General features: G+C 39.5%; 25 protein-coding genes. 24 read left to right on the top strand and 1 reads right to left on the bottom strand.

The features are described 5' to 3' along the window. Window positions 1-8: 8 nt before the first annotated feature. The 14 genes from flgG to flgA all read left to right on the top strand — a co-directional run bounded on the left by flgG (window position 9) and on the right by flgA (window position 12,179). On the top strand, window positions 9-794 hold the full coding sequence (gene flgG, locus HC725_RS09120; protein WP_190331500.1) for a flagellar basal-body rod protein FlgG: 786 nt from the start codon (window positions 9-11) through the stop codon (window positions 792-794). Window positions 795-797: 3 nt separating this feature from the next. Then, window positions 798-1,496 carry a flagellar basal body L-ring protein FlgH gene (gene flgH, locus HC725_RS09115; RefSeq protein WP_190331499.1) on the top strand — a complete coding sequence of 233 codons (699 nt, stop codon included), beginning with the start codon at window positions 798-800 and terminating at the stop codon, window positions 1,494-1,496. Beyond that, window positions 1,496-2,647 carry a flagellar basal body P-ring protein FlgI gene (locus HC725_RS09110; protein WP_190331498.1) on the top strand — a complete coding sequence of 384 codons (1,152 nt, stop codon included), beginning with the start codon at window positions 1,496-1,498 and terminating at the stop codon, window positions 2,645-2,647. Before flgH ends, HC725_RS09110 begins: the two co-directional genes overlap by 1 nt. After that, on the top strand, window positions 2,647-3,378 hold the full coding sequence (locus HC725_RS09105; RefSeq protein ID WP_190331497.1) for a rod-binding protein: 732 nt from the start codon (window positions 2,647-2,649) through the stop codon (window positions 3,376-3,378). Before HC725_RS09110 ends, HC725_RS09105 begins: the two co-directional genes overlap by 1 nt. Before the next feature lie 9 nt (window positions 3,379-3,387). Next, on the top strand, window positions 3,388-4,761 hold the full coding sequence (gene flgK, locus HC725_RS09100; protein ID WP_190331496.1) for a flagellar hook-associated protein FlgK: 1,374 nt from the start codon (window positions 3,388-3,390) through the stop codon (window positions 4,759-4,761). A gap of 9 nt (window positions 4,762-4,770) precedes the next feature. Beyond that, window positions 4,771-5,655 carry a flagellin N-terminal helical domain-containing protein gene (locus HC725_RS09095; RefSeq protein ID WP_190331495.1) on the top strand — a complete coding sequence of 295 codons (885 nt, stop codon included), beginning with the start codon at window positions 4,771-4,773 and terminating at the stop codon, window positions 5,653-5,655. A gap of 9 nt (window positions 5,656-5,664) precedes the next feature. After that, on the top strand, window positions 5,665-6,519 hold the full coding sequence (locus HC725_RS09090) for an OmpA family protein (protein WP_190331494.1): 855 nt from the start codon (window positions 5,665-5,667) through the stop codon (window positions 6,517-6,519). Window positions 6,520-6,537: 18 nt separating this feature from the next. Then, window positions 6,538-6,870 carry a flagellar hook-basal body complex protein FliE gene (locus tag HC725_RS09085; RefSeq protein WP_190331493.1) on the top strand — a complete coding sequence of 111 codons (333 nt, stop codon included), beginning with the start codon at window positions 6,538-6,540 and terminating at the stop codon, window positions 6,868-6,870. Window positions 6,871-6,884: 14 nt separating this feature from the next. Beyond that, window positions 6,885-8,552: a flagellar basal-body MS-ring/collar protein FliF gene (gene fliF / locus HC725_RS09080; protein ID WP_238928466.1), complete on the top strand. Its 1,668-nt coding sequence runs from the start codon at window positions 6,885-6,887 to the stop codon at window positions 8,550-8,552. After that, complete coding sequence (locus HC725_RS09075) at window positions 8,545-9,564, top strand: FliG C-terminal domain-containing protein (RefSeq protein ID WP_190331492.1); 1,020 nt, start codon at window positions 8,545-8,547, stop codon at window positions 9,562-9,564. Before fliF ends, HC725_RS09075 begins: the two co-directional genes overlap by 8 nt. Window positions 9,565-9,573: 9 nt before the next feature. Next, window positions 9,574-10,584 (top strand): hypothetical protein, encoded by a 1,011-nt coding sequence (locus tag HC725_RS09070; RefSeq protein WP_190331491.1) that lies wholly within the window; start codon window positions 9,574-9,576, stop codon window positions 10,582-10,584. A gap of 143 nt (window positions 10,585-10,727) precedes the next feature. After that, window positions 10,728-11,012 (top strand): flagellar biosynthesis anti-sigma factor FlgM, encoded by a 285-nt coding sequence (locus HC725_RS09065; RefSeq protein WP_190331490.1) that lies wholly within the window; start codon window positions 10,728-10,730, stop codon window positions 11,010-11,012. Continuing rightward, the gene (locus HC725_RS09060) at window positions 11,013-11,432 is read left to right on the top strand and encodes a hypothetical protein (protein ID WP_190331489.1); all 420 of its coding nucleotides are present in this window, start codon (window positions 11,013-11,015) and stop codon (window positions 11,430-11,432) included. A 12-nt stretch (window positions 11,433-11,444) separates the two neighbouring features. Then, window positions 11,445-12,179 carry a flagellar basal body P-ring formation chaperone FlgA gene (gene flgA, locus HC725_RS09055; RefSeq protein ID WP_190331488.1) on the top strand — a complete coding sequence of 245 codons (735 nt, stop codon included), beginning with the start codon at window positions 11,445-11,447 and terminating at the stop codon, window positions 12,177-12,179. Window positions 12,180-12,285: 106 nt separating this feature from the next. On the opposite strand, the gene HC725_RS09050 is transcribed toward flgA, so the two are convergent. Continuing rightward, on the bottom strand, window positions 12,286-14,367 hold the full coding sequence (locus HC725_RS09050; protein WP_194687912.1) for a flagellar biosynthesis protein FlhA: 2,082 nt from the start codon (window positions 14,365-14,367) through the stop codon (window positions 12,286-12,288). 248 nt (window positions 14,368-14,615) lie between these two features. Here HC725_RS09050 and HC725_RS09045 point away from each other — a divergent pair, with 248 nt between their 5' ends. From HC725_RS09045 to HC725_RS09000, 10 genes are all read left to right on the top strand, one after another. Further along, window positions 14,616-15,689: a flagellin N-terminal helical domain-containing protein gene (locus HC725_RS09045; protein WP_190331487.1), complete on the top strand. Its 1,074-nt coding sequence runs from the start codon at window positions 14,616-14,618 to the stop codon at window positions 15,687-15,689. 69 nt (window positions 15,690-15,758) lie between these two features. Beyond that, window positions 15,759-17,084, top strand: a complete 1,326-nt coding sequence (gene fliD / locus HC725_RS09040; protein WP_190331486.1) for a flagellar filament capping protein FliD — start codon at window positions 15,759-15,761, stop codon at window positions 17,082-17,084. Window positions 17,085-17,148: 64 nt separating this feature from the next. Then, window positions 17,149-17,541 (top strand): flagellar export chaperone FliS, encoded by a 393-nt coding sequence (locus HC725_RS09035; protein WP_190331485.1) that lies wholly within the window; start codon window positions 17,149-17,151, stop codon window positions 17,539-17,541. Window positions 17,542-17,543: 2 nt separating this feature from the next. Next, window positions 17,544-17,834: a hypothetical protein gene (locus tag HC725_RS09030; RefSeq protein ID WP_190331484.1), complete on the top strand. Its 291-nt coding sequence runs from the start codon at window positions 17,544-17,546 to the stop codon at window positions 17,832-17,834. Between the two features lie 8 nt (window positions 17,835-17,842). After that, the gene (locus HC725_RS09025; protein ID WP_190331483.1) at window positions 17,843-19,030 is read left to right on the top strand and encodes a flagellar hook-length control protein FliK; all 1,188 of its coding nucleotides are present in this window, start codon (window positions 17,843-17,845) and stop codon (window positions 19,028-19,030) included. 2 nt (window positions 19,031-19,032) lie between these two features. Next, window positions 19,033-19,479, top strand: coding sequence for a flagellar basal body-associated FliL family protein (locus HC725_RS09020; RefSeq protein WP_190331482.1), 447 nt, complete (start codon window positions 19,033-19,035; stop codon window positions 19,477-19,479). 50 nt (window positions 19,480-19,529) lie between these two features. Further along, window positions 19,530-20,231, top strand: a complete 702-nt coding sequence (locus HC725_RS09015; protein WP_190331481.1) for a sigma-70 family RNA polymerase sigma factor — start codon at window positions 19,530-19,532, stop codon at window positions 20,229-20,231. Window positions 20,232-20,233: 2 nt separating this feature from the next. After that, the gene (motA, locus tag HC725_RS09010) at window positions 20,234-21,106 is read left to right on the top strand and encodes a flagellar motor stator protein MotA (RefSeq protein WP_190331480.1); all 873 of its coding nucleotides are present in this window, start codon (window positions 20,234-20,236) and stop codon (window positions 21,104-21,106) included. A 2-nt stretch (window positions 21,107-21,108) separates the two neighbouring features. After that, window positions 21,109-22,050 (top strand): OmpA family protein, encoded by a 942-nt coding sequence (locus tag HC725_RS09005; RefSeq protein ID WP_190331479.1) that lies wholly within the window; start codon window positions 21,109-21,111, stop codon window positions 22,048-22,050. A 58-nt stretch (window positions 22,051-22,108) separates the two neighbouring features. Beyond that, window positions 22,109-22,672 carry a transglycosylase SLT domain-containing protein gene (locus tag HC725_RS09000; protein WP_190331478.1) on the top strand — a complete coding sequence of 188 codons (564 nt, stop codon included), beginning with the start codon at window positions 22,109-22,111 and terminating at the stop codon, window positions 22,670-22,672. Window positions 22,673-22,777 lie beyond the last annotated feature (105 nt).

Genomic DNA, 22,777 nt, shown 5'->3' with positions numbered 1-22,777 from the left:
GATTAACAATGCATAACGCACTCTCAATTGCGAAGACAGGCATGGCCGCTCAAGATGCAAAAATGACGGCTATCTCAAACAATTTGGCAAACGTCAATACTGTTGGTTTTAAGAAAGATACCGTGATTTTTGAATCTCTTTTTTATTCCATTGAAAAGCAAGCAGGAACGGAAACCGCTGATTTGAATCAACATCCAACAGGTATGCAGCTTGGTAATGGCGTACGTATTTCAGGTACGCAAAAAGTGTTTACTCAAGGCAGCATTAATAATACGGATCAGCAATACGACTTAGCTATTCTTGGTGATGGTTTCTTTCAAGTTGCGGGGCCAGATGGTGAAACCTTGTATACCCGAAATGGGCAAATGCAAGTGAATTCAGATGGCAACTTAGTGAATAACCAAGGTTACATCATTCAGCCTGAAATTACGGTTCCCGATAACGCCACGCTGGTGTCTATCAGTGAAGACGGCATGGTGACCGCGACGGTTGCAGGGCAAGTTGATGGTGAGAATCTTGGTCAGTTGACCTTGGTTAAATTCATGAATCCGGCAGGGCTGTCAGCATTAGGCGGTAACTTACTTGCAGAAACCGATGCATCAGGCGAAGCGCTAGAATTAACACCGGGTGAAGAAGGCGTTGGAGTTATTAAGCAAGGTGCGTTGGAAGGAAGTAATGTTCAAGTGGTTGAAAGCATGGTGGAAATGATCCAAACCCAACGTGGTTATGAGATGAATGCCAAAGTATTGAGCGCGTCAGATGAAATGTTGCAATACATCGCACAGCAAGCGTAATCAATGAGAGCAAATGGAAGAGATATCGTGAAAATAGACAAATTCTTAATCATTATTTTAGTGGGTGTTTTAGCTGGTTGTGCGGGGCGTGGTGACGATTTCATTCCACCACAACCGGATGATGCGGCGTACGCACCACCAGAATTAAACTATGAAGTAGAAAGAGTTTCACAAGGAAGTCTTTATACCGGATCTTCTTCCATGACTTTATTTCAAGATCGCCGTGCCTATAAAATTGGCGATATTCTCACCGTGGTTTTAGATGAGAAAACCAGTAGCGATAAAAATGCATCAACGAAATATGGTAAGGATTCATCTTTGTCAGTTTCGGCACCTACTTTTGGCGCGAATACTATTGATAAATTTGCGGCAGATGCGAATGCTTCACGTGATTTTAATGGCAGTGCGAACGCTAAGCAGGGCAATAGTTTAAGTGGTTCTATTACAGTTACGGTCTACGACGTATTGCCAAATGGTGTGCTTCGGGTACGGGGTGAGAAATGGCTCAAGCTGAATAATGGCGATGAGTTTATTCGTTTAACAGGTAACGTTCGAGTAGAAGATATTGATTCGAATAATATGCTTAGTAGCCAACGAATTGCCGATGCGCGCATTACTTATGCAGGTCGTGGTGCATTCGCCGACAGTAATAAATCTGGCTGGCTCACTCAAATGTTTAACAGCCCATGGTTCCCATTCTAATGACTTTATTTAATCGTACTTTCAGTGCTAAATCAGGCAATCCGACAATAGTTTATCTTATCTCATTTGTTGCGATTTTATTTTCAATCCATTCATATGCCACGCCAATTCGTGATATCACTAATGTATATGGCGATCGTACCAACCAACTTATTGGTTATGGTTTAGTGGTCGGGTTAGATGGGTCTGGCGATAAAAGCCAAGTGAAATTCACCTCACAATCGGTGCGTAATATGGTTGAGCAATTTGGGGTACAGTTAGGCGAAAAATCCAATCCAAAATTGAAAAACGTGGCGGCGGTGAGCGTGATTGCTACCGTCAACTCACATGCAGGTACAGGCCAGCAATTGGACGTTACCGTTGCTTCACTTGGGGATGCTAAAAGCTTACGAGGTGGCACGTTGTTGCTGACACAGTTGAAAGGTGTGGATGGCAATGTGTACGCGGTTGCGCAAGGTAACGTGATTGTCGGTGGTTATAATTACACGGGCGCTGATGGGTCGAGCATTACACAAAACACCCCGACTGCTGGACGTATTCCTAATGGTGCAACGTTAGAACGAGAAGTCTACCAAGAAACCAATTCTGATCATGTGATTAAGCTACAGCTTAAGAAACCTAATTATAAGACGGCGTTGAATATTTCTAAATCCATTAATACCACCTTTGGTGATGGTGTTGCTAAGGCAATGAGCAAAGGTGAAGTGCAAGTCAGCGGTCCAAAAGATACCGAAGACCGCGTTATGTTTATGAGCATGATTGAAATGCTTGATATTGATGAGGGTAAAGAAGCGCCACGGATTATTTTAAATTCTCGTACTGGCACTGTGGTCATGAGCTCTAATGTGACAGTCTCGGAGGCAGCCGTTTCGCAAGGCGGCATTACAGTCACAATTCAAGAAGATCAATATGTCTCTCAACCCAATAGTATTGGCGGCTTTAATCAATCAGGTGATACTAAGGTCATTCAAGACTCTAAATTAAATATTGATCAAAAAACCTCGAACACCATGATTTGGCCCGCAGGTACTAACCTTCAAGAAGTGGTGGATGCTATTAACCGTGTTGGCGCAACGCCTGATGAATTAATGAGTATTTTGCAAGCACTAGATGAAGTGGGCGCGTTAAACGGTGAGTTGGTGGTTATCTAATGACAATGATTCAGTCAATCCTAAACGTTACTCAACCTGGTGAAACAACCGCGTTTACTGTGGTGAAAGCCAATGGTCATAGCCCTGTTGGACCAATCTATACCGAGTCCATTTCTAATCGTGGCGCCCATGTAGAGTCGCCGTCATTTAAAAATATATTGGCGCAACATTCTACGTCGAGTGATACCAGTCCAATGAAGGCAAATAGCACTTTGCCAACCGGCGATTTATCACTCGCGATGTTTGGTTTAGAGAGTACTCCTGCCAATATCACTACACTCAGTGCTGAAGTACGTCAGCAAACTGTTGCTCCTGCTTCTATCCCAGATTTTATGCTGCAAGATCCAGTTCAAAATAATCCCATTCGAAATAATACAGCAGCATTGAATTTATACGCCGCGAATACCTCAACTCTGCCGGATCAAGCAAATAAAAGTGAATTCTATTTGGACACTAAAGATATGGATTCGTTGAAATATTCAGGAGATAAGGAAGCAAGTTTGCGAAAAGCGTCAGCGCAGTTTGAAGCCTTATTTGTTCAGCAGATGATCAAAGGAATGAGAACCGCCACTGCGGCTATTTCCGATGAAGATAATCCTCTCTCTCATATTAAAAAAGACGATCCATTCCAAGATATGCTGGATAACAAAATGGCGATCAGCATGACGAATAATGGCGGTATTGGGTTGGCGGATATGCTCTATAAACAATTATCAAAAATTAATAGATAGGAACTCATTATGTCGATGTTCAACATAGGTTTATCAGGGGCAATGGCAAATAAAATTGCGATGAATGTGACGGCAAACAATACCGCTAATGTGAATAATGAAAACTACACACGCCAAGTGACGGATATGTCGGCCCGCATTAATGGAGTCCATGTCGGCAATTTTTCATTAGGAAGCGGGGTCGGCGTAGATTCGATTCGTCGTGTAACTGATGCTGCATTGGTTGAGAGAGTCCGCATTTCTGGGCAAGAAAAATCGTACAGCGAAACCTATTATTACGGTATGGCAGGAGTCGAAAACACGTTTGGTACCGAAGGGTTAAATCTCACCGATGGCCTATCCACTTTTTTCTCAACGTTTGATGAAGCCAGCCTTACGCCAGAATCACCGGTTTATCGTAGCCAAATTTTGAATTCAGCTAGTGATATTGCGGGGCGATTTAACCAAATTATCAGTCAGCTTAATGATCAGCAAACCGGTTTGTACGGACAACATTCAACCATAGTCACTCAGGCTAATAGTGATTTGGCTTCTATCGCGAATTTAAACAAAAAAATATTAGAGACCTCATCAAGTGGCGGCAATATTGCTGCGCTGCAAGATGCATTAGATACACAATTAAATACATTATCTGAAAAAATGCAGGTCAATGTATTACGTAATGCCAATGGTACGGTTGAACTTTCCACCTCAACTGGCTCTCCTTTGGTTCAAAATGATAATTACGCCACTTTGACTGATACCTCAGATAAAAGCAGCTCGTTTGGGACCAGTATTAGTTCTGAATTTATGGGCATGAGTAGTTCTCTATCGGGGGATATTGGTGGGCAGCTTGGATCAATTAACGATCTGATCCAAGGGGAAATACTACCCAATATTGAGTCAATAAATAATATTGCTGAATCTTTTGCTACCAAGGTAAATGAGTTACTTGGCACTGGTGTCGATTTAAACGGAAATGCAGGTAAAGCTTTGTTTGAATTTGATGCTAATGATCCCGCTGGTAGTTTAAAGGTGACAGATATTTTAGGGGAAGAGTTAGGGCTTTCTTCGGATGGCAATATTGGTAATGGCGATATTGCGACGAATATTTCATCACTTGCGAATGAAGCGCTTTCGATTGGAGGGGAGAGTAGCACTTTGTTTGATGCATACTCTCAAGTTATTGGAGGGGTTGGTTTGAATGCTAAATTATCAGAAAGTCACTACACCACTTCTATGACGAATCAAAGTGAAGCCAAAACTGCTAAAAGTAATTTAAGTGGTATTAATTCAGATGAAGAAGCGGTGAATTTAATGCAGTACATGAATGCTTACTCCGCCAATATGAAAGTTATTTCAACCGCCAAAGATATGTTCGATACCGTACTTAACGCATTTTAGGGAGTTATTATGAGAGTTTCTGATTCTAATTATTCATCTGTGATATCTCAAAGCTTGATGAATAACAGTATCAAGTTAAATAAAGTGACTGAGCAACTGGGTAGCAGTCTTAGAATTAATCATTTTTCTGATGATCCTTTAGCGTCAGTGAAAGTCGAGAACTTGAATAAACACCTTGCTCTTAATGAGAAATACAACAGTAATGCTGAAAATGTGATGTCAAATTATCAGCGTTATGAGACTTATATGAACTCAATGCAAGATATCGGTAACGAAATCAATAAACTGCTTCTTACGGGTAAAAATGGCACGTTGGATGATGAAAGTCGTTTAGGGGTAGTCAGTGAGCTTAAATCGTTACAAGAAGAAATGGTGACGATTTTAAACAAACAAGAAAATGGATCTTATATTTTCTCGGGTACTGCGGTTGATAAACCTGCCGTGACTGCTGGTAGTGACTACACCATCATAGGGAACAATCTGCAAAGAGAGTCAACTATTGGTGAAGGGCAAAAAGTGAGCAGTAATTTCACCGTGGAAGATGCCCTTGGTAATCTCGATTTTTTAAATGATTTAACCAAAGCTATTGGAGAGCTTGAAACGGAATCGCCTAATTTTATCGCCACTTTAGATACAGCGTTAAACAGCAATCAAGACGCTATCGGGAATTTGCAAAAAGGCATTTCTAACATTGGTAGCCAATACAGCAGTGTTGAACGAATTTCGGGGACAAATAAGGATGTCAGTACTTTCACTCAAGCAATGAAAGATAATCTGACTGCTTTAGATGTTGCCGATGCCAATATCCGTTTAAATCAACATTTAGTGGCGCTGCAAACTACGCAAAAAGCTTTCACAATGATCCAAGGTAATTCGTTATTCGATTTACTGTAAGGCTAGCAGATGATGATGAAATACAAGTATATGGTTGGTATGGTCGCGGCAATCCTTACTATGAGTGTTCAAGCCGTCACCATTCCATTTGATGAAGTGGTGTGGACAGTAAAGGAAAAACCGGATTATTGTTTTATCGGTAGTAATCATGCCGGAAAAGGTTTTGCGTTAAGTTTTGAGCAACAAGCCGGTAAGTCACTCACTATGGTGCTTACGGGTCGTAATATTACTAGATTAGGTCTACAAACAAACGTGAGTGTTAATCATCCGGTTTGGTTTCATCAGGCTTCTGTTGTCTCTCAACAGGTTTTGACTGATTTACCTACCAATAATGATAATGGGCGACTTGTTACCAGCTTACATTCTCATGATCTTTATCAAGCCTTCAAATCTGGCTGGTGGATGACTTATCAAGGTAATAATCAAGAGGTGGTCTTCCCGTCTACTGGGATTAACAAAAAGACCATTGAATTTGATAAATGTATCGCCAATTTACCTAATATTGGTTTTGATGATGCGCATTTAACTAATATTACTTTTGTAAATGGTCAAATAAATCTGTCTTCTAATCAGAAAATTTTGGTGTCTAATATTAGCGATCTTATTAAAAAAGATAATGATATAAGTAAGGTTTACATTGATGGCTATACTGATAATATCGGTGGCGACATCACAAATCTTAAGCTTTCTAAGAAAAGAGCGTCAGAAGTAGCTTATGCCATGGTTCTAAATGGTGTAAAAAAAGATATGATAAGAGTTACAGGGCAAGGTTCTCGCAATCCTATTTATTCAAATGCTACCAAAAATGGCAGAGAACGAAATAGAAGAGTCGAGATTAGACTTATAAAAATCAGTAATAAATAATTTATATCAGGATTTTAAATGGAATTTAATGCGATTGGTACTTTGGAAAATTCCATTGTTAATAAGCTAGATAACTATAATGCAATTCTGAAAAATGACACGGTGAAAGCAAGTGATGCTACACCAAATTATTTGAATATTTCAGAAGGTATGTCTTCTGTTCTTTCTTCTGTTAATGCTCTGCAAGCAGATTCCTCAAATAGAGTAACCGCTGTTGAGTTAGGCCAAAGTGATGACCTTATTGGTGCGACAATTGCCAATCAAAAAGCCTCGCTGTCGTTTGATATGTTGATGCAAGTTAGAAATAAGATGGTGAGTAATTTTAATGATATCTTCAAAATGCCGGTTTAATAAGGGACAGAATCATGTCTAGCACTTCATTGGTCGGAAATGCCTCATCAGAACCGTCACGAAAAGAAAAAGTGATCAGCAGTCTTAGTAAAGTCTCTACTTCAGCGAATTCTTTAAAATCTTTTTGGTCAAAGTCGAGCCGTAATTTTGGCATTATGCTGGTCTTTTCATCGGCGGTCGCCATCATCATAGTGCTTATGTTGTGGGGGGCTGGTACCGAATATCGTCCTCTTTATAGTAAAAATACTAATTTTGATTCCAGCCAAGTATTACAGATGCTGGATGCTGAAAATATCAAATACGAATTGAGTCAGGATTCCGGCGTGATTATGGTGCCACATGATGAAGTGGCCCGTATTCGTATGGTGTTAGCAGCAAAAGGACTCAAAGAACGTCTACCAAGTGGTTTTGACTCATTGACTGCGAATTCTAGTGTTGGTGAAAGTCAGTTTATGGAAACGGCTAAATATCGTCATGCACTTGAAGGTGAGCTTGCTCGCAGTATCGTGACAATTGATGCGGTCAATGCCGCGCGTGTACATTTAGCTATTCCTAAAGAATCCTTGTTTAAACGTAAAGATTCGGAACAAGCGAGAGCCTCGGTTGTGGCCAATATTATTAATGGCATGGATCTTAAGCCGAACCAAGTCGATGCAATTATCAATATTGTTGCGGGCGCAGTGATCGGGTTAAAAGTGGAAAACGTTAGAGTGATTGACCAGTTTGGTCGATTATTATCATCAGATTTGAATGCGGGTGATATTGCTTACTCCAGCACTAAACAAACCGATTTTAAGCATAAAACTGAGCAAGGCTTAGTGAAACAAGCATCGGATATGCTTACTCCAGTATTGGGTCTGTCGAACTTTAGGGTGCAAGTATCATCGGATATGGATTTCTCTAAAGTAGAAGAAACAGAGGAGCTTTATTCCAATCCTGTTATGCGTAAAGAACGAACCTTACTGGATACTAATAACTCCGATCTTGCTCTCGGTATTCCTGGTTCGTTAAGTAATTCACCGCCAGTGACGGGAGAGGCTGCACCCACCAGTCCAACCAACGAAAAAACTCGTAACGAAACCAATCGTGATTATGCGGTGCGCGGAAAAGTGATCAAAACTCAACATCAACAAGGGGTCATTGAAAAACTGAATGTCTCGGTTGTACTCAACCAAGCCTCTGCCGCTGATGGTGGTTGGACTCAAGCACAGCTAGACAGCGTGACCAATATTGTGAAAACGGCGGTTGGATTTGATACTGCGCGTGGTGATGTGATTAACGTCACCAGTATGCCATTTATTGCGGCTACGGGATTGGTTTCAAATCAATATGCATGGTATGAAAACCCAAGTTACCAGACTATCGGGCGTTACTTGTTTATTGCGTTGATCTCGTTGTTATTAGTGATATTTGTACTGCGACCTTTAGTTCGAACCATCACGAATGAACACAATAAATCGGATCAAAACCTACAAGGCATGAGCGATCTTGATATTGATGTTGAACAAGATAAAAAATTACCATCGGTTATAAATAACTCAAATTTTGATACTGAATTACCATCACCAGATAGTGCTTTGGATGTTCAAATTCAACACTTACGAATGATTGCAGATAAAGATCCTAATCGGGTTAGTGAAATTCTGAAAACCTGGATGATGGAGAAAAACAGCAATGAATAACAATTTAGAGGATAGAAACCAAGAGCTGCGCTCAATCAATGATGTTGCCTTGTTGGTGCTCGCGATGGGGGAAGAAGTTGGCTCTAAAGTATTGCGCAATTTTAATCAAACTCAGATTAAACAAATCTCTAAATCGATGAGTGAATTGAAAGATATTAAAGATGAACATGCCTTAAGTACTTTGGTCGGTTTCTTTAATGCTTTTAAGTCACACTCAGGCATTTTGGGTGGTAGCCGAGAGTATGTCTCTAATGTATTGCATAAAACGCTCAATGGTAATTATGGTAAAGATTTAGTCGCGGAACTCTATGGCGATGAATTAAGAGTGTACGCTGAACCTTTGGCTTGGGTTCCTGCTGATGTTCTAGTGAGTTCATTGAAAAAAGAACATGTTTCGATGCAAGCGCTTCTTATTGCACACTTACCGATGGACTATGCACAAATTGTTTTGGCTGAATTTGACGATGAATCCTGTCGTGAAATTATCTTACAAATTTCTGGAAATCAGGTTCTGTCTAGTGGCGTCACGCAATCACTGAAAGAATTAGTCGATCAATGTAAATCCACTTATGAAGCTGGTGGCGTTCAAAGTATTAATGGCACGAAGATCGCCGCGGATATTATTAACCGCTACCGAGGCGATAAAGGCTTGCTATTTAACTACATGAAAGACAAAAACCCACAGCGAGCACAAGATCTGGAAGATGCTTTATTTGATTTCTTTATTATTTTCTCGCAAGACGTTAAAACCATTGAATCAATTAATAGTGTGGTTGATATCCAGCAATGGGCATTCGCATTAAAAGGTTTAGATGATGATACTAAAAATATTGTGATTAAAACCTACGCATCACGTGTGGCAACCGATCTTAAAGATCAGATGGAAATGCTTGGCTCTGTACCTAAATCACATGTTGATGATGCCAGAAATGACATTTTACAAATCGTGAGAATGTTGCGTGATGATGGTGTGATTGAGCTGTCGTTTGGCACTGAAGTGAAATTGACGTAAGGGTATTAGATGCAAGCAAAGTCCATTTTAGGCATTGGTATTGGTTCGACAAATCTTACGTCGAAAACGTCTAATATATCTAAAGCGTCACCAACTGCGGCGATTAGTACACTTAACCAAGCCAGTAAAGCGAAATTCAAATATTTATCTAGGTTGCAAGAGCGACCACGTTTAATTTCAGAAGTCTCAGATACACATAAAAGCTTATCCATGATCCAGATTGCTCAATCTTTATTGAAAGAGATTTTACGATCTGTCCTCTTAATTGAGCAAGTCATCCAATCGGGTAAGCGTGATATTGAAACATTAAATAATGTTGATATGGCAAAAGCTCATATTCAAAAATGTGTGGATACTCAGTGTTTTGGTAGCTATATATTAGATTCGTCTTTTCAACCAATACAGCAAGAATTACAACAAATTGAGTTTACTATCCAGAGTTTAGATTTGAAGCGTGAACCGTTTAGTGATGAGTTGGTGACACTGCATATTTTCAATCGAATGGTACCTCTAATGTTTAGCCGATTAGACAGTAAAATGGCTAAAATACAAAAATTCTCCGTGATGTTTTCATTAGCAAAATTTAAGATGCGTACTGGAGACAATGACGAATTGATCATTGGAATGTCTGACCTCCAGTGGCGAAAATGGGATTTGAATGCGCATGTGTCTGGTAATGGTTATCGATATCCACAAGAGAAGCCGCTGACTTTTCAAGTATCGCCTTTAGTCCCAACGATTGAACATATCACCATGCTGGACTTGAATGGCAATGGCGCGTTAGATCGTGTTAATGCGGTCATTAAACATTTACAACAGGTTTTTAAAAATACGGTATTAGTATCTGGCGCTATTTCAGAAAAATCGATTCAATTAATACCGTTATGCGCAAAAACAACAAACGAACAAGCTAGTAAGATAAAGAGTGATTTGGTCGGTGACGCAATGAAATCGGCAAGAATAATACAGCGAGCTTACATTGGTCCTTCAAAAGACAATGTGATTTCATTATTGAAGTAATTTAGATTCGAGACGCATTGCTTATTTCACTAATCTTTAACGTAGTATGAGAGAAACAGGCAAATTTTTATTTTGGCTTTGAACTAAATCTATTTTTTGGTCGTTATATAGTAGTAAGAAGCACCAATGATGAGAATTAGATAATGAGCAGTTTTAAAATTGAATCACCAAGAAATATTATCCCTTTGCAGGTTAAGACTAAAGTTGAGCCTGAACAGGTTCAAAAGCAGCAAAAATCCGAACTACAAACGGTTAATATTAATGTCGCCGACCAAGCGTTAATTCGTGATGGTGTAGATAAGCTGAAATCCAGTAGCGACTTTGATGTCAATAAAGTTGAATCGGTTCGAGCAATGCTAAAGTCAGGCGAAATGACGTTTGATATGGATGAATTGGCGAATGCTTTGGTGAGTGTGGTAAAAAAGTAAATGAAGCAAATTGATCTTATTAAGAGATTTTATGCCTTAACCATGAAAAGTACCGACTTGGCTAAGCAGATCGGCATTCATATTGATGACATGCGAATGGCTGGAGTTAAAATCGATCACTTAATGGTGGCGTATCATAATGATGAGATCATCCGTTTAAGTGCGGATATTCAAAAAATGCACTTACAACGCGAGCAAATTTCGAATAAGTTCGGAGTGAGTTCATCTGATTTCTTTGACAAAGTCATTAAGCGTTTACCTGAAAAAATGATGCATACCATGTATCGCGCAAATAAAAAGCTGAATGATGAGCTGCTTATTTGCAAAGACAAAATGGAAGAGCAGCAACGATTAATGGAGCAACAACACGCGATATTAAGCGAGGCTATGAGTCACGCATCATTTGAAATAAAAGCGTAAGGTAGGTGAACTGTGCAAAAGAAACTTAATCATTTAACCATGGTTTGTCTTTGCATATTTGCGCCACAAGCACTCTCCAAGGTTACTGAAAGTATTGAATTACAGAAAGGTGTTGAGTTACAAAAAAGTGCAGACTCCCAAATACGCACTTTTCTCCAAGATCAAATTTATCAAAGTATTCAACACTCATACCATCAGTCTCGAAACATAGAGATTAATATTCGCCTGCCCTCAGCGGCAAAACGCTTTGAACCTTGTGAAATTCCTCTATATACAGAACCGAAAGCCACTATTTTACTTGGTAATGAAAGGTGGCGGATTGAATGTGGACAATTATGGAGTATATCGGCTTCAACCAATGCAATAGCTGACATCTTTTTGCCAATATCCACTAAACCGTTAAAACGTGGGCAGAGACTAGATAGTAACGATTTGACAGAGGATTGGATCACGCTTTCTTATCCCTATAAAATTATTCGTAATAAATCTCGTCTCATCAATAAAAAATTACGGCGTGGTGTAAGGCAAGGGCAATATTTTACGGATGCACATCTTCAGTATGATTATGATGTTATTTCTGGTCAAAATGTTGTGATCATGTATCAATCCCAATCATTCGCGATTCAAGCCAATGGTGTCGCTACTGAATCGGCCATGGTCGGCGATAAACTCACGGTAAAAAACACCAGTTCTGGGAATGAGATTATTGGTGAGTTGACCAGCAAAGGCACTGTTGAAGTGTACTAGCTTAGATGTTTATTTATTAGGCTCTTACATCATAGATATATCGGAAAAAACAAGAAAGGCTTAGATTGATGAAATCTAAGCCTTTTGTTTATTCAGTTTATATTGGTTACTTCTCAATCGTACCAAATACATTAATGGAATATTCATTTGGTATCTCGTTGAAGCTTAATACCACTAAGTCTTTGGCAAATGATTTGGTCAATTTGCTAATGATTGGTCTCATGGTCGGTGGGACTAACAAAATAGGTTGAGCGTTTTGTGAGTTCATGGTTTGTACGACGGTTGGCATTTTATTTTGAAATACAATTAAATCTTCTTGATGAACAATCACTGCATCTAACGACAAATTAGGGTTATTTTGTAATGAATTATTGATGGATTGATGCAAGCTATCAGTCAAGCTTGGTCCTAAATCAAAGACGTTTAATAAGCGAGAATCTGGCGTGACAAGGTTCATAATAGACCGTTTTAACGCCACACGTACATTGGAGGCCAGCATGACGGCATCTTTGGTTGATTCAATACTTTCAATCAAGGTATTAGCAATAGTTCGAATATTGGTAATGGGTACTTGTTCGGAAAGTAATTGTCTGAGCACTTGCATTTCAAGGCTAGGGGTCACCACTTTACTCAAGGTATCCATCAATTCGGGGTGAGCATTTGCCAAGCGATCATTGACGCCTTTAACGTCATCATAGTTAAAAATGGAATCCAAATATTCAATACATACTTTTTGTATGTGGGTGGCTATCACGTCATGTACATCGATTATTTGAAGCTCACGTCTAATGGCTTCTGCCTTCTTATCAATCTCAATCCACAGTGCTGGGAGCTGGTAAGCGGGATCGACACCAATAATGCCATCCATCTGATTTAACTCATGCTCTGCACCGACCACCATCAGCATGTCGGGTTCAACGCGACCACTTTCAATTGCATCACCATCTACATAAATTACGTATTCATTGGGTTGCAGCGAATAATCATCTTTCACCATGATTTCAGGGATCACGAAACCAATTTGTTCACTGAGGGTTTTACGACAACCACGAATACTTTTGAGCAAGGCAGTTTGTTTGGATTTAGTGACTAATGGAACCAGTTTAAACCCGATGTGTAGTTTGATTGGTTCAACATGTGGGATCATCGCCCAGCTTAACGGCTCATCTAAATGATTTTTGAGAATAGGCTTATTATCAGTTTTAGGTTCGTCTACTTCAGAAGGAATATATTTGGACTGTTTCCAACCGACAAAAACCAAAATACCTGAGAATAAGTAAAACGCCATATGCGGCATATTTGGCACTGAACCGATGACAAACATAACGCCACCAGTCATAAATAAAATCGAGGGTTTCGAGAGAAGCTGCCCGCGAATGGATTGTGCGATGTCTTTATCATCATCACTAATACGCGTCACAATCACAGCGGTTGCTGTCGCCAATAAGAGAGATGGAATTTGCGCTACAAGACCATCACCAATGGTTAATAATGCGTAAGTTTGAAAAGCATCTTTACTGCTCATGCCATGTTCAAAAATACCGATTAAGCAGCCACCAATTAAGTTAATAAATAGAATACAAATACCGGCAATAATATCGCCTTTAACAAACTTGGACACCCCATCCATCGCACCACCAAAGTGGGCTTGCTGACCGAGTATTTCACGTCTTTTTGTGGCTTCTTCTTGATCAATCGCACCGGCATTCATATCCGATTCAATCGCCATTTGTTTGCCTTGAATACTGTCCAAGGTGAATCGGGCGGAAACTTCACTGACTCGCTCAGCCCCTTTACTGATCACCATAAAGTTGACAATGCTGAGGATAGCAAAAACCACAATACCGACCACATAGCTGCCGCCAATTACGACTTCACCAAAGCTTTGAATTACCTTACCGGCTGCCGCGCCACCATTATGGCCTTCTAAAAGGACAATTCGCGTTGATGCTACGTTTAGTGTGAGTCGTAAGAGTGTGGCAATCAAAAGTAAGGTAGGGAAAACTGAAAATTCCAAGACATCTTTAGTGGTGCTACAAACCAATAAAATCATGATGGCAAGCACGATATTAAAGGTAAATATGGTATCGAGCAGGATAGGTGGTAAAGGAAGGATAATCATCGCAAGGATGAGTAGCAGCACAATCGGGATCGCTGTTTTTGAGTTTAGTGCTGTTATGTTTTTCAATTTATAGTACCGTTTTTTTGTAATTAAAGTTACTTTTATGAAAAGTTATATCATTTATTTTATGTTTTTTTTAAAAAGAATGCTAACTTAAATCTATTGTTTATGAGGCTTGTATCGATTTTTGCGTATTTAATTGATTGTTGGTTTTAAAAAAATATAAAATAATTTGAAAGAAATCTGAAAAACGGTCGTTACATGTTTGTGAGAAAGAATATCTCGTTATTATTTTTAATAAAGGATTGAACATTATGATTTCTATTGCATCTAACTTTGCGTCACAAACGACCATTAACCAAATCAACAGCTCAAATAATGCATTAACTTCTTCTATGGAGCGTCTATCTACCGGTAACCGTATTAATTCAGCGGCGGACGATGCAGCAGGCCTGCAAATTGCTAACCGTTTGTCGACTCAGTCTCGTGGTATGTCAGTTGCTATGCGTAATTCTCAAGACGCAACTAGCCTACTGCAAACGGCAGAAGGTTCGTTAGAAGAGCTAGGTAATATTGGCGCGCGCATGAACGATCTTGCCACTCAAGCGGCAAACGGCACCAATTCTCAAACTGACTTAGATGCATTGAATGGTGAATATCAAGCACTTGGCAAAGAAATGGCCAATATTCTTGAAAACACCAACTTTGGTGGTCAGAAACTTCTAGCGGGTTCTGGTCTTTCTCAAGCAGAAACTGTTCCGACTGATTTGTCTGATGCTGTTAATGATGCGAATACAGCGTTAGCTACTGCTCAACAAGCTTTAGATGATGATGGGGCAGATTCAACCATTACTGATGGCTTAATAGCAGACTTGGCTACGGCTCAAACAGACGCAGAAACTGCTGCACAAGCGGTTAAAGATGGAACGGTTGAAGGGGGTATGAAATTCCAAACGGGTTCTACTACAAACGAGACGCTGAACGTCGCGATGGACATGAGCGGTATTTCAGGTTTTGTGAGTTCTATTGGTGATCTTTCTTCTGCTGACAATGCACAAGCAGCCATGAAAGCATTAGGTGGTTCTGCGGCTGTTCCTGAAACTTCAGTAGGCGCTGGAGATGCAGTACCAGCAACAGGTGGCTTCCTACAAGACGTGACTGCCCAACGTTCTAACCTAGGTGCCAACATCAACCGTATCGAACATAACATTGCTAACATGACGCAAATGAAAGAAAACCTAGACGCGTCTACTGGTCGTATTATGGATACCGATTTTGCAAGCGAGTCTGGCGAAATGACTAAGCAACAAATGTTAGTTCAAACTGGTGCGAAAATGCTGTCTACCACCAAAATGGTTCCTCAACTAGCGATGTCTATGTTGGGTTAATCAAGAACTGAATTGATAGTAAGGGTGGGCTGATATGGCTCATCCTTATGTTGTTTTTAAGGAGTAAAAATGAACATAGATGCAGCGGCTATGGCTTCACAATTGGCTACTTATGATGTGCAACCATTTGAAAACTCTTATGGCACCAAAATTAAAACCGCCAATAGCCAGATTTCGGCTTATGACAAAATTAAAGCGTCTTTGGATTCGTTAGATAAAAAAATTTATGAATTTACCAAACGTGGTGGTGACACCATTGGTAAAAGTTCGGCAGAAACGACAACGGATGAATTTTTTGATCTAACGGTTTCAGGTAACGTTACCAACTTAAATTTGGATTTATTTGTTGAGCAAACCGCGTCATCTCATCAATTGATCATGGATACAACCGCAGAGAAGGTAACCGATACTTTTGCCACTAACGGTACTTTTTCGATTGATGTGAACGGCACGAACGTTGATCTTGATTTATCGTTGGCCGATACCGACGGTACCGGTGATGTGTCTTTGGTGGAATTTACTCAATATTTCAATAAAGAGATGGGCGATCAGGTGACATCCTCGATAGTTCGTACTGATGGTGAATTAAAAGTGATATTTTCGGCTGTGGAAACTGGCACTGATCATACCTTTAATATTGCGGCGAGTGCGGATACTGGCCTTGCGAGCCAAGCGTTAAGTGCCACCGAGAACCCAATTAAAGTGGCGAAAGATGCCATTGTTTGGCTAGGTGAACAAGGTACCGGCGCTAAGCTGACTAGCCAATCCAATAAATTCGAAAATATAGTCGATGGCGTCACGGTTAACTTGAAAAAGCCACAAGCTGTAGATGATAGCAGTGTGGGAGTTTCTATTGCCCCAGATGAAGATGCAACGCTTAAAGCACTTAATGAATTTGTGACCAGTTATAACGAAGTATTGTCGTTAATCTCAGATTACACCGCCATTGGTAGCGCAGATGAAGGGCGTGGTGTTCTAGCCAGTGATAGCAGCATTAAAGGACTAAGCAGTGAGCTTAAAAATATTATTCGAAGTGAACATGGTGGGGTTCGATTGTATGAATTGGGGATCTCATTGGATCGAAGCGGAGAATTAAAAGTCGATGCTACCGATTTTAAAGAAAACATTAAGAATGTTGATATTGATGAGGTGTTTAAAGGTGATGATGGGTTGTTTTCTAAATTAGAAGATAGCTTGGATAAATACACCGATTTCTCAACTGGCATCATCAAGCGTAAGAAAGAGGATTTAAACGATAACGTTCAAGAATATAACGATCAGCTGGCTCGTTTAGATGATCGTTATAACTCACTTTATGATCGTTATTTAGCACAATTTACTCAGTTGAATTCATTGCAGTCGAGCATGGACTCAGTATTAAACTTATTTGTGTAAAGAAGCTATTTGTTTAGAAAAGCTACTTGTGCAGAAAACCTATTTATATAGAAGGAAGTCATTCATGTTACTTGGACGAAATGCGAAAAGCGCTTATGCCAATACTCAAATCAATGCTAACGCGTCGGTATCCAACAGTTTTGAGCTCAATGCTATGTTGCATAAGAGATTAGATACGGAACTTGATGTGCTTGCTCATGCTATTGAAAGCAAAGATTTTGAGAAGAAAGCGAAAGCCGCACAAAAAATTATCGATATTCTCATCACTTTGGATGCTTCACTTGATTTAGATCTCAATGAGCCACTTATCGATAATATTCATAATCTCTACGAACATTCTATTGCCAGCATTTTCTCGGTATCAAAAGATATGGATTTAGTGCAGCTTGCGGAGGTTAAAAAAGTACTGACGGATCTGAAAGAAGGCTGGGAAGGATTGTTAGAACAGGTAGCGTGAGCATGTTAGAAAAAAAGCTAAAGGGATTAATTAGCGTATTAGATAAAGCGCAACAAGAACGTGACTTTGACACTATTCATCACGTGACGGAATTGTTGGCGAGGCAATTGCCAAAAATAAACCAGTCAAAATATCCTGAAGTTATCAAAGCGCTAAAGCACTCTTATACACTTGCGCATCAAATGGTTACAGAAGAGAAAGAAAATTTAGGTGAAAAAATGGGTGTGTTTAATAAAAATAAAACCCGAAATTTAGCGTATTCCAAAGTGCAACTTGCGACTCAACGTGGATAGTTATCAATATGATTATGAGCTCAATTCAATCATCAAGTATTAATAAACCGTCGTTAAGTTCTGGTGGTGATAGCATCATATCGAAAACCACAACACCGCCTGATTCGGCGGCATCGGCTGAGACTGCTTCATCAACATCAGAGAGTGTTGGAGGCAAACATGATTTTTTGGAAAAAATGGCGCAGGCAGAGAAAGATCACAAAGGTGAGACGCCGCTAGATCAAGATGCGGCATTGGCCGATCTGGAACAAAAAATGGAACATGTAGAAGATGCGCAACAGTCTCTTACTCTTGATGGTGAGCAAAAAAGTGATGCCGATAATATTGTCGTAAGCCAAGTATTGGACCCGACTACATTAAGTCCAGATAAAGTATCAGGAAGTGCAGATGCTACAACTCAACCTTCAATAGCGGTAACGGAAAAAATACCGACGACACCGTTAATGAGAGCTCCAAAAACTCTTTCGGATCAACCGGCTCAGGTTATGCGTGAATCACTAATGGTAAAACCGGAAATCGAGAATAAGTCTGAATTAACCGCCGAACTACCAATAGTAAATAAACTAATAACAAATAAACCTGAATTGAATGTTTCGGGTGACAAAATAGGGTCAGTAAAATCATCTCCAACCGATTTATTGTCTAGCACTATCGATCTTATTGCGAAATCGGTCGCCAATGCCAATACGTCAAACGCTCATAATGTTGCAGCACTTAATAACACCAATGCGACTCAGCAATCTATGACGTTTACTTCAAGTATTTATGCTAATCCAATGTTAGCTAAAAAGGATTTTCAACAGCAAATTTTCTCGATGGTGTCAGATAAGCTGGATTTACAGATCAACTCTAAATCGCCGAGTGCCACAATTCGATTAGATCCACCGGAGCTGGGTAAAATTGAATTAAAGGTGAAACTGGATGGCGATAAAATTACGGTCCATTTAACCGCAAATAATCCACATACCAGAGAAGCTATTCAAACTACGATAGATCGATTACGCACCGATATGTCTTTAGACATGAACGCACAAGTCACTGTCTCTCTTTCACTGCCCGATCAACAGCAACAAAATAGTGAGGCAACGCTTGGCGGCGATACAGATTCTATTTTGTCGAATAGTGTGGGCGAGGTGTCTAATCTTAAACAAGATAATGAAGAATCTATCAATAACGCATTTTTAGCAAAGGTGTAGTAATGAAAATGACGGTTGGAAAGTGGGTAAGTATTGTATTGGTATTCCTGTTGATAGGCGGTGGTTTTTTTGTTTATTCAAAATACGATTTAACGCAAATTACCAATTTAGTGAAGCCAAAAGACAGCAATGTCATCGCAATAAAGCAATCCAATAATGTTGAGGTTTTATTAACCGATACATTAATTCCGGTCAATGATGGTCGTCATCAAAAATTACTGTTGCTCGATCTTTCTATTTACACCGCGCCGCTTGATCAAGTCCAAGTCGAAAAAGCAAAAAGTCACATTCGTAATGCCTTGTTGAATGAGTTTAGCACTAAGTCTGTGGGCTATTTTTATGATCGAAAATTTGTCAGTAATTTGCAAAAAGATGTTCAACATTTGGTGATAGATACGATGGGCTTACCGGTAGATGAAGTGTTGGTAACAAAGGCTATCTATCAGTAAAGCAGGATCTGGTAGATCTTATTTAGAACGTTGAAAAGGTGTTTTTATCGATGTTGCACAGAAAAACATACCAAAAGACCGATCTTAAAAGTCTAAATGAGAAACAGGCCATTGAAGCTCAAGCAGTGAATGAAGCTTTGAGTATGATTAATGGACATCTACGTTTTTATGGCAATTTATTCAATGAGTTTGTTCTTGATGAATTAAGACAGTGCGCGTTGTTAGCAGTATTGCTAGAAATCCGCAAATTTGATCATATTATCGGACAAGAATTTAAAAATGCCAGTGCAGTGAGAGTTCGTGGCGCCATTATTGATGAAATTCGTAGTCGTGACTTCTTAAAGCGCAATGACCGTAAAATGTTATCTACTTTGAAAAAATCTGAAAAATATCTTGCTAGCCAATTGCTTCGCTCACCAACGGACATTGAATTATCCCAATATATGGATATATCGCTTGATCAGCTTCGAGCGTATCAAATGATTGATGTGACTTTTGAAGATGTAGTGATGTATGAAAGCATTCTGGCTGCAGATGATGACGAAGGCGCGGAGAAAGAATATTTAGTCAATAAAGTAAAAGATTCATTAAATACACTTCCGAGTGATGTCAAAAAAGTCATGTATCTCATGTTTGTTGTTGGAATGAGTGTGCCTGAAATCGCCGCTACATTGTCCACTACTGAGACTATCGTAAAAAGAATAAAACGAAATGGCATTCAAATGCTAAAAAATAATTTAAAGGTAGATTGATTATGAAACAACTTCTGGGATTTACTTTAATTGTTGCGGTGGTTTTTGGTGGTTTTGTTTTGCACGGGGGGCGCTTTACGGCATTGTTCAAAATATCTGAAATCGCGATCATTTTTGGTGCGGCATTTGGCGGTATGATCATCGCGACTAAAAAAAATACGCTGAAATTAATGCTGCAACAAGTAAGGATGTGTTTTAAAAAATCTATTTATAATAAAGAGTTCTATAACGAGCTTTTAAGCTTAAATTTTGAGTTATTAAAAGATCATCAAGCTCAAGGTGACAAAGCCTTAGATAAGCATATCGAACAAGCTGAAGAGAGTGATATTTTCCAAAAATATCCTTTGATTGCTGCTGATAAGTTCACCATGAGTTTTATTGTGGATTCTTATCGTGTTTTTATTTTGTCAAAAGGAAAGCTTTCTTCGCATGATATTGAAGCAGTGCTTGAAGAAGAAATTGCTTTTTTAGAAGAAGAACTGGAAAAGCCATCTGAACGCATGCATGCGACGGCGGAATCTGCACCAGGTTTAGGCATCTTAGCCGCAGTAATGGGCATTATTTTAACTATGCAAGGGTTGGATAATGGTGTTGCTGAAATTGGTCGAAATATTGCGAGCGCACTAGTTGGGACTTTCACTGGGGTGTTTGCGTGTTATTGCCTGCTGGGTCCTTTATCCAGTGCAATGGCCAATATTGCTAAAGACCAAACGATTCCTCTGCAATGTGTGAAATCGATTATTACGTCTTACTATCAAAAAAATAGTCCTCATTTTTGCGTTAACGCGGCTAGAAAAAATATTGAAATTTCTGAGAAACCAAGCTTTGTTGAGTTAGAAAATTCGATTAAAGAACTTCGTTCGAGTAAGGCTTAATTATGCAAAATGAGCCGACGATTGTTATCAGAAAAATCAAACGGAAAAACAAAGGCGGCAAGAAAGGTGGTGCTTGGGAAGTCGCCATGGCGGATCTTATGATCTCAATGATGTGCTTTTTTTTAGTCATGTGGATCCTTCAAGTGATTAATACAGAAGATAAAGAAAAGTTCATCAATTTTATGAAGAATGGCACGTTAGAACTTGTTGATCACGGCAATGGTCTTGGTAATTCAATCAGCCCAATACAATTGCCGCAAGTGGCGACCAGTCGTAATCCCGATCTTAAGCAGTTTGTCATCGAAGATAGCTCTCTTATTGATGGCGAGTTTAATACACAGCAAGAATTAACTATGCTGGCTAATTTTATCGATTCTAAGCTAGACGATATTGATCCCAATAATAGTGTCAATTTAGAAGTGACACCTCAGGGATTAAAATTAGTTATTTCAGATTCAAGCAAGGGCAGTATGTTCTACCGAGGCGGAAGCAGTATTACGCCTTATTACCAAGATCTGTTAATGAATTTGGCTCCGCTTATCCACTCGATAAAAAACTCCATGATAATTACAGGGCATACTGATTCGGTTAAATTCATTGGGCGTAAACAATCTAATTGGGATTTATCTTCGCAAAGAGCCAATATTGCTCGCGATACACTGGTTCAAAGTGGTGTGCCCGCGTCTCATATTTTTCAAGTTAGTGGAATGGCAGATACCGCACCATTAAATCCTGAAGATACTAGAAGCAGCGTAAATAGACGCGTTGAGTTATTTATTCTAACCAGAAGTGCGAAAGAGATTATGTCGACTATCTATAAAAATGGCGATATGAAAGAAGGTGGAGAGGCTCACCAATATGTTGCTGATTATAAAAAATCAAAAGCTAAAGCCGTTATAGAAGCTGATAATAATAAGTGGCAATCTTCCTTTGATGCGATTTAATCGAACGGCTGTGAATAGGTGAATAGGTGAATAGGTGAATAGGTGAATAGGTGAATAGGTGAATAGGTTAAAATTATCACGTCTTCTGTTTCTTGTAGCACTTAACTTTTTAGTGAGTGGTGGCGTGCATGCCGCTGCCAACAAGAATCCCATTCCTCCTTTTTTCATCACAATGGCATCACAGCATGGTATTCCCGCCGATGTCTTATATGCATTAGCGATTAAGGAAAGTAACACCAAAATGATAAATGGTCGCTACGCACCTTGGCCTTACACCATGAATCAAAACTATAAAGGAATGCGTTTTGCCAGCTATGAAGACCTCGTGCGGCAATCACGCTTTCTTATCCAACAAGGTCAAACGAGTTTTGATGTCGGTTTATTTCAAGTTAATTGGAAATGGAATGGTTACAGAACTGAATCAATAGAAGCTTTAGCTAATCCTTATGAAAATGCCCGTATTGCAGCTGAAATCATGTTAGAAGAGTATGAAAAAGTAGGGGATTGGGCAAAGGCGGCAGGTCGCTATCATAACCCAGCTAATCGGAATGGATATGCTGATCGTTACGCTGATGGTTATGCCAAAATTTTAGATTACGTTCGCAAAAATATGGACTATTAACGGGTTTTCTAATCATTCATTTCCTTGTCTACAACTAACTTATTTACGGACAATCTTTTTTTAACCACGATAATTTTTAATTAAATTCACCACTCTCGGCATGAC

This window comes from Vibrio sp. S17_S38 (assembly GCF_014694375.1).
In the GTDB taxonomy this organism is placed as follows: domain Bacteria; phylum Pseudomonadota; class Gammaproteobacteria; order Enterobacterales; family Vibrionaceae; genus Vibrio.
Note: the sequence above shows the minus strand (reverse complement) of the source record. Positions and strands in the feature narration are given on the sequence as shown.

Coding starts and splice junctions, on each gene's coding strand:
- HC725_RS09020 (WP_190331482.1), top strand. CDS start 19,033: ATGAAAATGACGGTTGGAAAGTGGGTAAGTATTGTATTGGTATTCCTG.
- HC725_RS09075 (WP_190331492.1), top strand. CDS start 8,545: ATGAATAACAATTTAGAGGATAGAAACCAAGAGCTGCGCTCAATCAAT.
- HC725_RS09045 (WP_190331487.1), top strand. CDS start 14,616: ATGATTTCTATTGCATCTAACTTTGCGTCACAAACGACCATTAACCAA.
- fliF (WP_238928466.1), top strand. CDS start 6,885: ATGTCTAGCACTTCATTGGTCGGAAATGCCTCATCAGAACCGTCACGA.
- HC725_RS09015 (WP_190331481.1), top strand. CDS start 19,530: ATGTTGCACAGAAAAACATACCAAAAGACCGATCTTAAAAGTCTAAAT.
- HC725_RS09095 (WP_190331495.1), top strand. CDS start 4,771: ATGAGAGTTTCTGATTCTAATTATTCATCTGTGATATCTCAAAGCTTG.
- HC725_RS09085 (WP_190331493.1), top strand. CDS start 6,538: ATGGAATTTAATGCGATTGGTACTTTGGAAAATTCCATTGTTAATAAG.
- HC725_RS09030 (WP_190331484.1), top strand. CDS start 17,544: ATGTTAGAAAAAAAGCTAAAGGGATTAATTAGCGTATTAGATAAAGCG.
- HC725_RS09105 (WP_190331497.1), top strand. CDS start 2,647: ATGACAATGATTCAGTCAATCCTAAACGTTACTCAACCTGGTGAAACA.
- flgH (WP_190331499.1), top strand. CDS start 798: ATGAGAGCAAATGGAAGAGATATCGTGAAAATAGACAAATTCTTAATC.
- HC725_RS09035 (WP_190331485.1), top strand. CDS start 17,149: ATGTTACTTGGACGAAATGCGAAAAGCGCTTATGCCAATACTCAAATC.
- HC725_RS09005 (WP_190331479.1), top strand. CDS start 21,109: ATGCAAAATGAGCCGACGATTGTTATCAGAAAAATCAAACGGAAAAAC.
- motA (WP_190331480.1), top strand. CDS start 20,234: ATGAAACAACTTCTGGGATTTACTTTAATTGTTGCGGTGGTTTTTGGT.
- HC725_RS09110 (WP_190331498.1), top strand. CDS start 1,496: ATGACTTTATTTAATCGTACTTTCAGTGCTAAATCAGGCAATCCGACA.
- HC725_RS09065 (WP_190331490.1), top strand. CDS start 10,728: ATGAGCAGTTTTAAAATTGAATCACCAAGAAATATTATCCCTTTGCAG.
- fliD (WP_190331486.1), top strand. CDS start 15,759: ATGAACATAGATGCAGCGGCTATGGCTTCACAATTGGCTACTTATGAT.
- HC725_RS09025 (WP_190331483.1), top strand. CDS start 17,843: ATGATTATGAGCTCAATTCAATCATCAAGTATTAATAAACCGTCGTTA.
- HC725_RS09060 (WP_190331489.1), top strand. CDS start 11,013: ATGAAGCAAATTGATCTTATTAAGAGATTTTATGCCTTAACCATGAAA.
- HC725_RS09090 (WP_190331494.1), top strand. CDS start 5,665: ATGATGATGAAATACAAGTATATGGTTGGTATGGTCGCGGCAATCCTT.
- HC725_RS09070 (WP_190331491.1), top strand. CDS start 9,574: ATGCAAGCAAAGTCCATTTTAGGCATTGGTATTGGTTCGACAAATCTT.
- flgK (WP_190331496.1), top strand. CDS start 3,388: ATGTCGATGTTCAACATAGGTTTATCAGGGGCAATGGCAAATAAAATT.
- flgG (WP_190331500.1), top strand. CDS start 9: ATGCATAACGCACTCTCAATTGCGAAGACAGGCATGGCCGCTCAAGAT.